This is a genomic window from Pseudomonas sp. HP_12, assembly GCF_055283955.1.
On the sequence record NZ_JBTOQG010000012.1, the window covers coordinates 325,859 to 339,434 of the forward strand.

The following is a 13,576-nucleotide window of genomic DNA, read 5'->3' on the forward strand; positions in this document are numbered from 1 at the left end:
CGATCACCTCGATGGTTTCCAGACATGAACTCACACGACCTGCCGAAGAAACGGAGGGGTGTGCAGATTATTCATGCTCTCATCAACCAGCCTGCAAATTGATCAGGATCTTCACCTCGAGCATCGAACCTTAGCTCGCGTTGTGTTGCCTGCCCTCCTAAGTACCTACCGGTCAGCCCCGCGCCACATTTTAAATGCGCTCAACTGGCTGCTTTTTGTTCCAGACAGGTTCTGCGCCCTGCCACTGACTCGCATTCGAGCATCGGTCCGCGTTTACTGGAACGTTTTTATTTTGCACGCCTCTTATTGCGTGTCGATTCAGGAAACAGCCATAACATGACTACTCATATCCAGACTCAAAACGCTATTCGTACACTGACCAACGCTTTTGCCCCGATGAACTGCCTGATCATGGCAACGCGCAAAGGCTGCTTCAGCTTCACCATCGTCAACGAGCACGGCATCGCCCGCCATAGCGAGCGTTTGTACCCGGATCAATACTCCACCGATGCTCCGCTGCAGGCTGTCATCGACCGTACGCGCCAGGCCCTGGTTGCTTAATACCGTTGCCTGATACCGTCCGTCGGTAAATATCGCTGCATCGACAAGGCCTCACCCGATAACGGTGGGGCTTTTTTGTATCTGTTTTACTTACAGAAAAAGCGACAGATGCAGTAATGAATACCAGTCACGCCGTACATGCCGACCGGGAACTCACCATAAAACAGGCCTTTACACCGTAAATATCACACTACACTTCAAGTCAGCGGCGCAGGTCGCTGCCGGTGGGCCCACTCCATCACTGCTGCCAAGCGCCAGGGCCCGCCGACTCATCAACTCCCCGAGGGTGTTATGGGAATCGCCGCCAGTGAACTGTGTCGCTACGTCATCCGCCCGACGCTTCTCTATCTCGGCCGAGCGAATCGGGCCGCCGAATCCTTGCTGCTGGGGGTCGCCGCCAGCCAGTCCGCGTTAGGCGCCGAGCTGGATAACCCGCGCGGCCATGGGCTTTACAGCATTGCGGACACTCAGCACCGCCAGCTCTGGGACGAATACCTCGCCCGCGATCCGGACCTTGCCAGCCTCGTCCGGGGCCTGGCGAGCCAGCACGCGTTCCTCACTGGCCCCGATCTGGAACTGACGGTCAACCTGCGTTATTCGACTGCCATCGCGTGGTTGATGGTCGAGGCGAGCCATATTTCGCTTCCGGATGCAGATGATTCGTTGGCCATGGCGCAAATGTGGCGCGAGATATTTCAGCCCGGCGGCCAACTGCAGGATTTCACCTCGGCCTGGCAAACATGGGTCAGCCCCTTGTTTCAGCCCTCGACGGCCATTTCGTGACCGATTGGTATTGAATGAAAAAGCCGCGAACTTTCAGGATTGTCCTACAAGAACCGCTCTAAATCGGCTGATCCAGGCTATAGCGCGCTGGCAGAAATATTGGTAATTTCCGCGCGGTGATCAACAGGAGTTCTAACAATGAAAAAAACAATGATCAAATCCAGCCTCAGTCTCGCCATCACTCTTGCCTCTACTCAGATTTTCGCCTCCGGCTTTGCCCTGAACGAACAAAGCATCAGCGGCATGGGGACCGGTTTTGCGGGCCGTACCTCGTCCGTCGATGACGCCAGCATCGTGTACGGCAACCCGGCCGGCATGTCGCGCCTCAAGCGCGCGCAGGCGACCGTGGGGGTCGCCGCAATCGATGCCTCGACCGACATCACCGACACCAGCGGCCGCAGCACCGGTTCCAACAAAGGCGACATGGTTCCTTTCATCGCCGTGCCGATGGGCTTCTACGTGAACCCGGTCGACGAGCACTGGGCGTTCGGCTTCGGTGTCTACGCGCCATTCGGCCTGGTCACCGACTATGAAGACAACTTCCAGGGCCGCAACTTCGGCAGCAAGAGCATCGTCAAGGTCGTAACCTTCCAGCCGACCGTCAGCTACGCATTCAACGATAAGGTGTCGATCGGCTTCGGTCCGACCATCAACCGTATTTCCGGTGCGCTGGAATCGGCACTCAATGTCAGCCCGCTGCTGGGTGCCCGCACCGGCGACGGCCGCGTGCAGGTCAAGGGTGATGACGTCGGTTACGGTTTCAACGCCGGTATCCTGGTGCAAGCCACCGATACCACCAGCGTCGGCCTGACTTACCACTCCAAAGTGACCTACAACCTCGAAGGCCACACTGAAGTGACTCCGGGCGCAGGCGTGCCTGCCCAAGTACTGGGCGCGGGTCGATACGACGCCAAGCTGAACATCGACACGCCTGAAACCGTGGACTTCTCGGTCACGCAGAAGATGAACGATGCCTGGAAGCTCTACGCCGGGGCCACCTGGACACGCTGGAGCCGTCTGGAAGACATCACCGTGAAGAATTCGGGCGTCACTCGCGCGGGTGGCGTTGCTGCGCCAAGCCTGGTCGGTACCATCACCGAAGAGCAGAACTGGCACGACACCTGGGCCTACGCCGTGGGTACGTCGTATCAGTTGAACAAGCAGTGGGTGTTGCGTACCGGTCTGTCGTTCGACCAGTCGCCGACCAACAACGAGAACCGCTCGCCGCGCATCCCAACAGGCGATCGCACGATCTTCAGTCTGGGCGCCGGTTACAGCCCGACCGACGACATCACCATCGATGTGGCCTACTCCTACTTGCAGGAAGAGAAGGTCAAGGTCGCCGACTCGAACGCTCTGGGTCAAAGCTACAACGCCAAGTACGACAACAGCGCCAACGGTTTCGGCGTCGGCATGACCTACCGCTTCTGATGCAGTGGGCGGGACAGGCAGATCACCTGTCCGCCAGACAAAAAACCCCGCAACCAGTGATGGCTGCGGGGTTTTTCGTTGTGGCCGGTCTGCTCTGCCTCAGCGCGCCTTCACGGCTTCGAAGCGATAGCCTTCTCGATGGCTGAAATCAATTCGGGATCGTCCGGCGCGGTGTTGCTGGAAAAGCTGGCAACCACGTTGCCTTTGCGGTCGACCACGTATTTATAGAAGTTCCAGCGCGGCGGATTGCTTTGCTCGGCGAGGACCTTGAACAGGTTGATGGCATCGGCGCCACGCACCGGCTGGGGTTCGGTCATGGTGAACGTGACGCCGTAGTTCACGTAGCAGACCTTGGCGGTCTCGGCAGCGTCTTTGGATTCCTGCAGAAAGTCGTCCGAGGGCACCCCAAGGACTTCAAGCCCCTCACCCTTGAAGCGCTGATTGAGCGCTTCCAGCCCTTTGAACTGCGGCGCGAAGCCACAGAAGCTCGCGGTGTTGACCACCAGCATGGGCTTTCCGGCGAACTGTTTGCACAGGTCGATATCCTGTTTCGCCCGCAGCTTGGGCAGGTCGCCCTGCAGCAGTGGCGGGCAATCGGCGGCCGCCGCGGCGCCACTGAGGGCAAGCAACAACAGCGGCGCGTGAATCCAGCGTAGGGCCATGGCGACGTCCATTCATGAGCGGGCAGGAAAGGTGGGGCTGCCGCTACGCTACTCCGCCGCGCGATGAATGCCTAGCGCCAACCAAACGGGCTATCAGCTGGCTTTGTCGGTGGCCGTGAACGCCCGCTGGATCGCCTGGGGCGGTTCGCCGAAGTTGCGCAGAAACGCCTGGCGCATCCTTTCCCGATCGCCGAAACCGGTCTCCCGGGCGACCACTTCAATGGGGTGCCGACTGGTTTCCATCATCGCCCGTGCCACTTCCACCCGCAGGCATTCGATGGCTTTCGCCGGGGTCTGGCCGGTCTCCTCGCGGAACACCCGACTGAACTGACGAGGACTCAAGCGGGCGATGGCGGCAAGTGCATCAATGGAGAGATCACTTTTGAGGTTCTCGCGGGCGTAGGCCAGCGCCAGCTGCACGCGGTCGGACTTGGGGTCCAGTTCCAGCAGCGTCGACAACTGGGAATGCTCGCTGCCGCGACGTTGATAGATCACCAGCTTGCGAGCGACCTGCCGGGCGATGTCGGCGCCAAGGTCGTTCTCGACCATCGCCAGTGCGAGATCAAGGCCGGCGCTCATGCCCGCACCGGTCCAGATCTGGCCGTCCACGGTAAACAGTTTGTCGTCCTCGACGCGAACGTTGGGGTAGCGCTTGCGAAACTCGGGGGCGTGAATCCAGTGCATGGTGGCGCGCTTGCCGTCGAGCAGACCGGCCTCTGCCAGCACAAACCCGCCCGTGCACAGCGATGCCACCCGCCGCGATTGAGCCGACGCAGTGCGCACGAACTCAAGCAGGCTGGGAGTCGGCAATTGCAGGTCCATATAACCGCTGACGATGATGGTGTCGTAACCTTCGGCCTGCAATTGCGTGGTATTGACCGAAAAGCCTTCGGACGACATCACCGCCCCGCCGCTTTCCGACACCAGATGAAAGGAGTACGCCGCCTCGCCCTGCATCAGGTTCGCGCAGGTCAGCACGGACCCGACCGACAGGCTAAGGGACTGGAATTGCGGGTACACCACCAGCGCAACGCTATGCATGACACCTCTCAGAATGATCAGCCGACCGCAGATCCTGTGGGAGCGACCGGGGTGGCGCTCCCACAAATCAATCGCACATCAGCGCCAACGTCACCAGCACCAGGGTTTCCAGCAGTTCGAGCATCGCGCCAGCGGTGTCGCCGGTAGTGCCGCCCAGCCGTTGCATCATCACCCGACGCAGCCAGAAGAAGCCACACGCTGTCACCACCAGCACCCACGCCGCCGCGCCGCCACCGATGAGCACGCAGACCACCGCCACCGCCGCCAGCACCCGCACGCCCGTCTTGCGCGGCAGGTGATCGGCCAGCGCCTGGCCTAGCCCGCCGGCGCGCACATACGGCGTGTTCAGAAACAGCGCCAGCATCGCCGCGCGGCCAATCACCGGGGCCAGCAGCAGGCCAACATCCGTGTGCGCGTCAATCAACGCCAACAGCGCGGTGAATTTCAACAACAACACCACCACCAGCGTGACCACCGCAATCGGGCCGCTACGCGGATCTTTCATAATCAGCAGCGTGCGGTCGCGGTCGCCGAAACCACCAAGCCAGGCGTCGGCGCTGTCGGCCAGGCCATCCAGGTGCAGCCCACCGCTGAGCATCACCCATGCCGCCAGCAGCAAAGCGGCATGCAACAACATCGGCGCTCCGTCGAGCAGATGATTCAGCGCCATCAACAGCACGCCGAACAGCAAACCCACCAGCGGGTAAAACAGCAGCGAGCGCCCCGATTCCTGGGGCGTCGGCATGCCCGGCAGGCGAATGGGCAGGCTGCTGAGGAACTGCAAGGCGATCCAGAACGGCAGCATTTAAACCTCCGTCAACTCACCGTTGCCCTGGACATCGAGCCCGAACATACCACCGTGGGCCACGGTGACCTGCAGCAAGTGTTCGCGGGGCAGACCGCGGGCGCGGGCCAGCAGCAAACGCATCACCCCGCCATGGCTGATCAGCAGAATGCGCTGTCCGTCATACGCCCGCTGCAACCGCTCGACGGCAGCCAACACGCGGGTGGCAAATAACTGAACCGGCTCGCCATTGGGCGGCGTAAATCCGTACGGATCTTCCCAGAAACGTCCCAACCCGGCAGCATCGGTTTCCATCAATTGCGCAGGGCTCTGGCCTTCCCAGTCACCGAAATGCAATTCCTGAAGTCCGGCTTCCAATTCCACGGGCAAGCCCAGCCGCCCGGCCAGCTCGTTGGCGAAACGGGCGCAGCGTTGCAGTGGCGAGCTGACGATCCGGTCCCAAGGCCCACGATCAGCCACCGCCGCACGCATCTGCTGCCAGCCGATGTCGGTCAGCGCGTCGTCGATGCTGCCGCGCAGGCCGCCGCCGAATTCGGTTTCACCGTGGCGCAGCAAATCCAGATGCAGCGTCATGCCGGGCGATCTGCCACGGCGGCTTCGGCGAAGGTCGCCATGCCTTTATGCAGCTCGCAGGCCAGACGCAACAATGGCACCGCCAGCGCCGCGCCACTGCCTTCGCCCAGACGCAATCCCAGGTCCAGCAACGGCTCGGCCTGCAGCGCGTCCAGCACCAGGCGATGGCCCGGCTCGGCACCGAGATGGCCGAAGAACAACCACTCCCGGCACGACGGATTAATGCGCACCGCCACCAGCGCCGCCACGGAACAGATAAAACCATCGACCAGTACCGCGATGCCCTCCTGCGCGCAGGCCAGGTAGGCGCCGACCAGCGCCGCGACTTCAAAACCACCGAGGGCGCGCAGACTGGACAGCGCGTCGCCGACAGAAGCGGCATGCAACCGCAGCGCACGTTCGATCACTTGCGCCTTGTGGCTCACGCCTTCGGCATCCAGGCCGGTGCCGGGGCCGGCCAGCGAGGCGGCGGCGCAATCGAGCAACGCGCACGCCAGCGCACTGGCGACGGTGGTGTTGCCAATGCCCATTTCGCCGCCGATGAACAACTCGGCGCCCGCGGCCTTGGCGCGCAGTACGCTGTCGCGACCGCCATCGAGCGCAGCGTGAAGTTGTGCCTCAGTCATCGCCGGGCCTTGGGCAAAATTCGCGGTGCCCGGGCCGAGGTTGAGGTGACGCACGCCCGGCAGGTCCAGCGGGGCAACCGTGCCCAGATCGACCACGTCCAGCTGCGCCGACAGCTGCCGCGCCAACACGCTGATGGCCGCGCCGCCCATGATGAAGTTGTGCAGCATCTGCCCGGTGACTTCCTGCGGGTAAGCCGAGACCCCTTCAGCGACCACGCCGTGATCGCCGGCAAAAATCGCGATCCAGACCTCATCGACCTCCGGTTTCAGGCGACCCTGCAGGCCGGCCAGTTGCACCGCCACGTCTTCCAGACGACCCAAAGAACCGGTCGGTTTGGTCAGTTGCTGCTGACGGGCCAACGCTTCTTCGCGGCTGGCGTGATCGACTTCTCGGGCAGGCGCGAGCCACCAGGCGTTACTCATAGTGCGGGTCCTTTCAGGATCATGGGCAGTCCGGCGACAGTGAACACCACGCGCTGGCAACGTTCGGCCAGCGCCTGATGCAGCCAGCCGGCTTCATCGACATAACGACGGGTCAGCTCACCGAGGGGCACGACGCCCAGCCCGGTTTCGTTGCTGACAAAAATGATTTCGCCCGGCAGTTCCGCCAGACCATCGAGCAAGGCTTCGCGCTCTTGAACCAGCCGCTGCGGATCGTCCAGCATGAGCAGATTGGTCAGCCACAGGGTCAGGCAATCCACCAGCAGGCAGCCGCCCTCCCCGGCGTTTTCCCGGAGGACGCGGGCCAGTTCGACAGGTTCTTCGACTAGCCCCCACTCCGCCGGACGACGCTCGCGGTGCACGGCGACGCGCTGGTTCATTTCGCCGTCCAGAGGCTGGCTGGTGGCGATGTAGATGACGTCGAGGCCGCTGTCGCTGGCGAGGTTTTCAGCCAGCCGACTTTTGCCGGATCGTGCGCCGCCGAGGATCAATTGCAGCATCAGGGTTGCTCCAGGCCGCAGAGTTCACGCAGTAATGTGCCGTCCAGGTGGGTTTCCACCAGATCGGCCAGGCGCTCGATGTCGCGCTCGCGCAGGGCGTGGTAATCCACCGACTGCACATTCTCTAACCCGGCCCATCGCAGCAACGCGCTGCTCGACGCAGGATTCTCGAACAGCCCGTGCAGGTACGTGCCGAGCACTTGGCCGTCAGGACTGCACGCGCCATCGCAGCGACCGTCGGCCAGCTGGACCAACGGACGCTCCAGCGCCGCGCCGGTGGTCACGCCGGCATGAATCTCGTAGCCGCTGACGTCGGCGTCTTCGAGGGTCAGCCGCCCGCTCACATTGCGCAGCTGTTTCTCTTCTTCCAGCACCGTGCTCAAGGCCAGCAGCCCCAGGCCCGGGCTTGAACCCGCCGCGCCTTCCAGTCCGTGCGGGTCGTGCAACTCTTCGCCCAGCATTTGCAGGCCACCGCAGATGCCCAGCACTTTGCCGCCGTAACGCAGGTGGCGGCTAATGGCGGTGTCCCAACCGTTGGCGCGCAGATAGGCGAGATCGCTGCGCACGCTTTTCGAGCCGGGCAGGATGATCAGGTCAGCGCCGGGAATCGCCTGCCCAGGGCCGACGAATTGCAGATTGACCTGGGGGTGCAGGCGCAGCGGGTCGAAGTCGGTGTGGTTACTGATGCGCGGCAGGACCGGCACGATGACATTGAGCACCTGCTCGGCCTTGTCGGTCTGGCGCTGATCAAGACCGTCTTCAGCCTCCAGATGCAGGTCCATCACGTAGGGCAGCACGCCCACCACCGGTTTGCCGGTGCGCTGTTCGAGCCAGTCGAGGCCGGGCTGAAGCAGCGCGATGTCGCCGCGAAAACGATTGATGATGAAACCTCTGACCCGCGCCTGTTCGCTGGGCGACAGCAATTCCAGCGTGCCGACCAGATGGGCAAACACCCCGCCGCGATTGATGTCCGCCACCAGCAGCACCGGGCAATCCACCGCTTCGGCAAAGCCCATGTTGGCGATGTCGCCGGCGCGCAGGTTGATCTCGGCCGGCGACCCGGCGCCTTCGACCATGACCACCGGCCAGCCCTCGCTGAGGCGGCGATGGGAAGCGAGTACGGCCTGCATCGCGATGGCTTTGTAGTCGTGGTAGGCGACGGCGTTCATGGTGGTGACGGCGCGCCCGTGAATGATCACTTGCGCGCCCGTGTCGCTGTTGGGTTTGAGCAGCACCGGGTTCATGTCGGTGTGGGGTTCGAGGCCGCAGGCCTGGGCTTGCACGGCCTGGGCGCGGCCGATCTCGCCGCCGTCCGCGGTCACTGCGCTGTTGAGCGCCATGTTCTGTGGCTTGAACGGCACGGTGCGCACGCCCTGTCGGGTCAGCCAGCGGCACAGCGCCGTCACCAGCGTGCTTTTACCGGCATCGGACGTGGTGCCCTGCACCATCAGGGTTTTGCCGATGTTCATGGGCGCTCCCGGGAGAACTCACTCAGTGCCTGTTCCAGACGCTGCCAGTCGGCGTCCTCGCGGGGCAGGCCGAAACGCAGGCTGCTGTTGTTGTTGCTGTTGTTAATAAAAAGCCGCAGAAGGATGCCCCGGTGTGCGCAGAACTCATACAGTTCTTCCGCCAGCGGCGTGATCAGCCACTGAAACAGCGCGCAGCCGCCCTTGGGCGCGAAGCCGTGGCGGCTGAGCACATCAACCAGACGCTGACTGGCCTGCTCGGTGCGCTGGCGCTGGCGTTGATGCCCGGCCACGTCGTTGAGACAGGCCTGACCGATGATGCGGGTTGGCCCGCTGACTGACCAGGGGCCGATCTGCCGCGCCATGACTTTGAGAAAGCGCGGCTCCGCCAGCACAAAACCCAGGCGCACACCGGCCAGCCCGAAGAACTTGCCGAACGAGCGCAATACGATGAGCCCCGAACGCTGGGTGTAAGCCGCCAGGCTCAACTCCGGCGTGTTGTCCATGAACGCTTCGTCGACCACCAGCCAACCACCACGCTGGGCCAGCCGCGTGTGCCATTCCAGCAGGCGTTCGGGCGTGAGGCTCAGGCCGGTGGGGTTGTTCGGGTTGACCACGACGAGCACATCAAGGGTGTCGATGAACCGCTCCACTTCGTGCTCAAGCACTTCGCGCACCAGAAAACCGGTGTTGCGCCAGGCCTCGGCGTGCTCGGCGTAGCACGGCGACAGCACGCCGACCTTGCCCGCCTGACGCAGACGCGGCAGCGCCTGAATCGCCGCTTGGGAACCGGCCACCGGCAGCACGTCCGTGGCGCCGTAGTAGCGGCGGGCGGCGGCTTCCAGACCGTCATCGGTTTCCGGCAGGCGCGCCCAGGCCGCTTCAGGAATCGCCGGGATTGACCACGACCACGGCGAAATCCCGCTGGACAGGTCCAGCCAGTCCGCCTCATCAATGCCGTATTTCAGGACTGCGCCACGCAATCGGCCGCCGTGTTCAAGCATAGAATTCTGTCCCCAGACACAAAATCAGCAACCACAGCCACACGCCGCGCTGCACCAGTTGCCAGCCGCGATCGATGGAGTCGGCGTCCGCAGGCACGCCTTCGCCCAGGGTCGCGCGCTCATGCAGCTCGCCGTGATAAATCGCCGCGCCACCCAGCTCGACGCCCAGCGCACCGGCGCCGGCGGCCATCACCGGGCCTGCATTGGGGCTGTCCCACTTCGGGGCCTGGGTGCGCCAGCAGCGCAGGGCCAGTCGGGTGTTGCCCAGCAGCGCGTAGGTTAATGCCACCAAGCGTGCCGGAATGTAGTTGAGCAGGTCGTCGATTTTCGCCGCCGCCCAGCCGAAGCGTTCGAAGCGCTCGTTGCGATAGCCCCACATGGCGTCGAGGGTGTTGCTCAGCCGATAGAGCACAACGCCCGGCGCGCCCAGCACGACGAACCAGAAAATCGCCGCGAACACCGCGTCGCTGCCGTTTTCCAGCACCGATTCCGTGGCGGCACGGGCCACTTCGGTGCTGTCCAGCTCGGAGGTCTGGCGACTGACCAGATAGCCGACGCGCCGACGCGCTTCGGGCAGATCGTCGCTGCGCAGCGCCTGGGCGACCGGCTCGACGTGCTCGCCCAGACTGCGAAGACCCAACGCGCAGTACAGCGCCAGCACGTCCACCAGCCAGCCAATCAACGGTAGCCAACTGAGCAACGTGGCGATCAGGGTCAGCGGAATGACGGCGATGAACCACGCCGTCACGCCATGGCTGCGCCAGCCCCGGCCGGCAGCATTCAGGCGCTGTTCGATGCGCTCGGCAAAACGGCCGAACGCCACCAGCGGGTGGTTCCGTTTTGGCTCGCCGAGCAACGCGTCCAGCGCGACCCCGGCGACGCTCAATAACGCCACACTCATTCAATCACTCCCCATGTGTTCTCGTAGACCAACTCTTGCAACGCGCGCGGCTGCGCCCAGCCCTCCAGCACCAGCATCGGCGCCGGGTAAAATGCCTTGACCGGGCCCAGGCACAGGATCGCCAGGGGTTTTGAACCGGTTGGCATCTTCAGCAGATCAGCCAGGGCCTGGGGATCGAACAGCGACACCCAGCCCATGCCTAGACCCTCGGCACGGGCCGCCAGCCAGAGGTTCTGGATCGCGCACGACAACGACGCCATGTCCATTTCCGGCAGGGTGCGACGCCCGAAGATGTGTTTGTCGCGGTCGTCCATCAACGCGGCGACCAATACCTCGGCGCAGTCGCTGATGCCCTCGACCTTCAGCTTCATGAAATCGTCGGACCGCTCGCCCAGGGCTTCGGCGGTGCGGATGCGTTCTTCTTCCACCTGCGCCTGAATCTGCGCGCGCAGCGTCGGGTCGGTGATGCGCAGGAACCGCCACGGCTGCATCAGGCCAACGCTCGGCGCGTGGTGGGCGGCTTCGAGCAGACGGGCCAGCAACTCGGGCGCGACTGTGCCCCCGCAGAAGTGACGCATGTCGCGACGCTCGGCGATGGCGCGGTAAACGGCGGCGCGTTCGGGGTCGGTGAAGGTGTGTTCAGTCATGGCTCGCCTGTCCCGCGCGTGAAACACAGCAATCACCCGCGATGCGCCCCTTGTAGGAGTGAGCTTGCTCGCGAAAGCGGTTTTTCAGACAAGGAGTGGGATCGGACGCGCCCACTTCACGAGCAAGCTCGCTCTCACAGAATGCGGCGGTTGAATTAGATGGGCTCATGGCAAAAACAGCGCCGCCATCGCCTGGGGATTCGAGGGAAAGTAAAAGTGCACGTATGACGCGGTCATGCGCCCTTCGCGGTACACCGCTTCGGCGCCGCGCCCGCCATTGGGGCTGAGGCCGCGGGCGATGGGGGTCAGCTCGGTGCTGGTCAGGGAGTGGTGATAGGTGTGGCCACGCAGGATGCCTTCCGGCAGTTCGACCGATTGCAGGGCCAGGGCGGCCAGACGCTTTTGCATCACGGCTTCCCCCTTGAGCAAGCCCACCCCTTCGGCGCGCTGGCCGTCGACATCGGTCAGGGCATCGAGTAAATACAACATCCCGCCGCATTCGGCGAGCAAGGGTTTGCCGGCGGCGTGGTGCGCGCGAATCGCGGCCAGCATGCTGTGGTTTTCCGCCAGCGCCGTGTGATGCAGTTCCGGGTAACCGCCCGGCAGATACAGGCTGTCGGCGTCGGGTAATTCGCGGTCGCGGATCGGCGAAAAGAACGACAGTTCGGCGCCCATCTCCCGCAACAGGTCGAGGCTGGCGCCGTAGAAAAACGCGAACGCCTCGTCGTGGGCGATGGCGATTTTCACGCCGGCCAGTAGCGGTTCGGCCGGCACGAATTCCGGCGCGGTAAAGGTCACGGACGGCGGCAACGTGGCGTCGCAGGTGCTGGCCAGCGCGGTGGCCGCAGCGTCAAGGCGCATGTCCAGGTCATTCAATTCGCTGGCCTGCACCAGGCCGAGGTGCCGGCTGGGCAGCTCAATGCCGGTTTCACGGGACAACGCGCCGTACCAGCGCAGGCCTTCGGTCAGGCTGCCTTCGAGCAACTGCGCGTGGCGCACTGTGCCGACGCGATTGGCCAGCACGCCGGCAAACGGCAGATCCGGCTGATAGCGCGCCAGCCCAAGCGCCAGGGCGCCAAAGGTCTGGGCCATGGCCGTGCCGTCGATCACCCCCAGGACCGGAACGCCGAAACGCCGGGCCAGGTCTGCGCTGGAGGGCGTACCGTCGAACAAGCCCATGACGCCTTCGATGAGGATCAGGTCGGCGTCGGCGGCGGCTTCCCACAACAGGCGCCGACTTTCGTCCTCGCCGATCATCCACATGTCCAGTTGGTACACCGGATGGCCGCTGGCGCGTTCGAGAATCATCGGGTCGAGAAAGTCCGGTCCGCATTTGAACACGCGCACCTTGCGCCCCTGATTGCGATGCAGACGGGCGAGTGCGGCGGTGACGGTGGTTTTGCCCTGGCCGGACGCGGGCGCAGCGATCAATACTGCCGGGCAGTGCCGGAGCTGGCGCTCACTCACAGTTCGATGCCTTTCTGCGCCTTGATGCCGGCTTGAAAGGCATGCTTGACCACGCCGATGTCGGAAACGGTGTCGGAGAGGTCGATCAGTTCCTGCTTCGCCCCGCGACCGGTGACGATCACGTGCTGCATCGGCGGGCGCGCCTGCAAATCGCTCAGCACCTGCTCCAGGTCCAGATAGCCGTGCTTGAGGGCAATGTTCAGCTCATCGAGCACGACCATGCCGATAGAGGCGTCCTTGAGCATTTCCCGGGTCACGGCCCAGGCGGCTTCGGCGGCGGCGATGTCGCGCTGGCGGTCCTGGGTTTCCCAGGTGAAGCCCTCGCCCATCACGTGGTAACGCACTTGTTCGGGAAAGCGGCGGAAGAACAGCTCTTCGCCTGTGCTGTGGCGGCCCTTGATGAACTGCACGACGCCGCACTGCATGCCGTGGCCCATGGCGCGGGCGAGCATGCCGAAGGCCGAGCTGCTTTTGCCTTTACCGTTGCCGGTCAATACCAGCAGCAGTCCGCATTCATTTGGCGCGCTGGAAATGCGCTCGTCCATCACCGCCTTTTTGCGCAGCATGCGCGCCAGGTGGCGTTCGTCACGTTCGGGGGATTCGCTCATCTCAGCTCTCCGCTTGAGGGCAGGTGTGGCAAACGGAGGGCACGAGCAAGGACTGTCAGC

Annotated in this window: 15 protein-coding genes; 3 read left to right on the forward strand and 12 right to left on the reverse strand. The window is 63.7% G+C overall.

The window, feature by feature from the left end; genetic code table 11:
* The first annotated feature begins 336 nt into the window (after positions 1-336).
* From ACYASU_RS11485 to ACYASU_RS11495, 3 genes are all read left to right on the forward strand, one after another.
* Complete coding sequence (locus ACYASU_RS11485; protein ID WP_122535677.1) at positions 337-561, forward strand: hypothetical protein; 225 nt, start codon at positions 337-339, stop codon at positions 559-561.
* 291 nt (positions 562-852) lie between these two features.
* A complete protein-coding gene (locus ACYASU_RS11490; protein WP_423572869.1) occupies positions 853-1,344 on the forward strand; it encodes a hypothetical protein in 492 nt (163 codons plus the stop codon).
* A 138-nt stretch (positions 1,345-1,482) separates the two neighbouring features.
* On the forward strand, positions 1,483-2,775 hold the full coding sequence (locus ACYASU_RS11495; RefSeq protein ID WP_192172842.1) for an OmpP1/FadL family transporter: 1,293 nt from the start codon (positions 1,483-1,485) through the stop codon (positions 2,773-2,775).
* Positions 2,776-2,885: 110 nt separating this feature from the next.
* Here ACYASU_RS11495 and ACYASU_RS11500 read toward each other — a convergent pair whose 3' ends face one another.
* From ACYASU_RS11500 to cobO, 12 genes are all read right to left on the reverse strand, one after another.
* Positions 2,886-3,437 (reverse strand): glutathione peroxidase, encoded by a 552-nt coding sequence (locus ACYASU_RS11500; RefSeq protein ID WP_192172843.1) that lies wholly within the window; start codon positions 3,435-3,437, stop codon positions 2,886-2,888.
* A 93-nt stretch (positions 3,438-3,530) separates the two neighbouring features.
* Positions 3,531-4,478 (reverse strand): GlxA family transcriptional regulator, encoded by a 948-nt coding sequence (locus tag ACYASU_RS11505; protein ID WP_463582862.1) that lies wholly within the window; start codon positions 4,476-4,478, stop codon positions 3,531-3,533.
* Positions 4,479-4,545: 67 nt separating this feature from the next.
* A complete protein-coding gene (locus ACYASU_RS11510; protein ID WP_463582863.1) occupies positions 4,546-5,283 on the reverse strand; it encodes an adenosylcobinamide-GDP ribazoletransferase in 738 nt (245 codons plus the stop codon).
* Complete coding sequence (cobC, locus tag ACYASU_RS11515) at positions 5,284-5,856, reverse strand: alpha-ribazole phosphatase family protein (protein WP_463582864.1); 573 nt, start codon at positions 5,854-5,856, stop codon at positions 5,284-5,286.
* The gene (gene cobT / locus ACYASU_RS11520) at positions 5,853-6,905 is read right to left on the reverse strand and encodes a nicotinate-nucleotide--dimethylbenzimidazole phosphoribosyltransferase (protein ID WP_463582865.1); all 1,053 of its coding nucleotides are present in this window, start codon (positions 6,903-6,905) and stop codon (positions 5,853-5,855) included. Before cobT ends, cobC begins: the two co-directional genes overlap by 4 nt.
* Positions 6,902-7,423, reverse strand: coding sequence for a bifunctional adenosylcobinamide kinase/adenosylcobinamide-phosphate guanylyltransferase (cobU, locus tag ACYASU_RS11525; RefSeq protein ID WP_463582866.1), 522 nt, complete (start codon positions 7,421-7,423; stop codon positions 6,902-6,904). Before cobU ends, cobT begins: the two co-directional genes overlap by 4 nt.
* Positions 7,423-8,892 (reverse strand): cobyric acid synthase, encoded by a 1,470-nt coding sequence (locus ACYASU_RS11530; RefSeq protein WP_463582867.1) that lies wholly within the window; start codon positions 8,890-8,892, stop codon positions 7,423-7,425. The genes cobU and ACYASU_RS11530 overlap by 1 nt, the downstream gene beginning before the upstream one ends.
* Positions 8,889-9,893, reverse strand: coding sequence for a threonine-phosphate decarboxylase CobD (gene cobD / locus ACYASU_RS11535; protein ID WP_463582868.1), 1,005 nt, complete (start codon positions 9,891-9,893; stop codon positions 8,889-8,891). Before cobD ends, ACYASU_RS11530 begins: the two co-directional genes overlap by 4 nt.
* Positions 9,886-10,794, reverse strand: coding sequence for an adenosylcobinamide-phosphate synthase CbiB (cbiB, locus tag ACYASU_RS11540; protein ID WP_463582869.1), 909 nt, complete (start codon positions 10,792-10,794; stop codon positions 9,886-9,888). The genes cobD and cbiB overlap by 8 nt, the downstream gene beginning before the upstream one ends.
* Positions 10,791-11,441, reverse strand: a complete 651-nt coding sequence (bluB, locus tag ACYASU_RS11545; RefSeq protein WP_463582870.1) for a 5,6-dimethylbenzimidazole synthase — start codon at positions 11,439-11,441, stop codon at positions 10,791-10,793. The genes cbiB and bluB overlap by 4 nt, the downstream gene beginning before the upstream one ends.
* A 165-nt stretch (positions 11,442-11,606) precedes the next feature.
* Entirely contained in the window at positions 11,607-12,908 is a 1,302-nt protein-coding gene (locus ACYASU_RS11550; protein WP_463582871.1) for a cobyrinate a,c-diamide synthase, read from the reverse strand.
* Positions 12,905-13,516, reverse strand: coding sequence for a cob(I)yrinic acid a,c-diamide adenosyltransferase (gene cobO, locus ACYASU_RS11555; protein ID WP_282367588.1), 612 nt, complete (start codon positions 13,514-13,516; stop codon positions 12,905-12,907). Before cobO ends, ACYASU_RS11550 begins: the two co-directional genes overlap by 4 nt.
* Positions 13,517-13,576 lie beyond the last annotated feature (60 nt).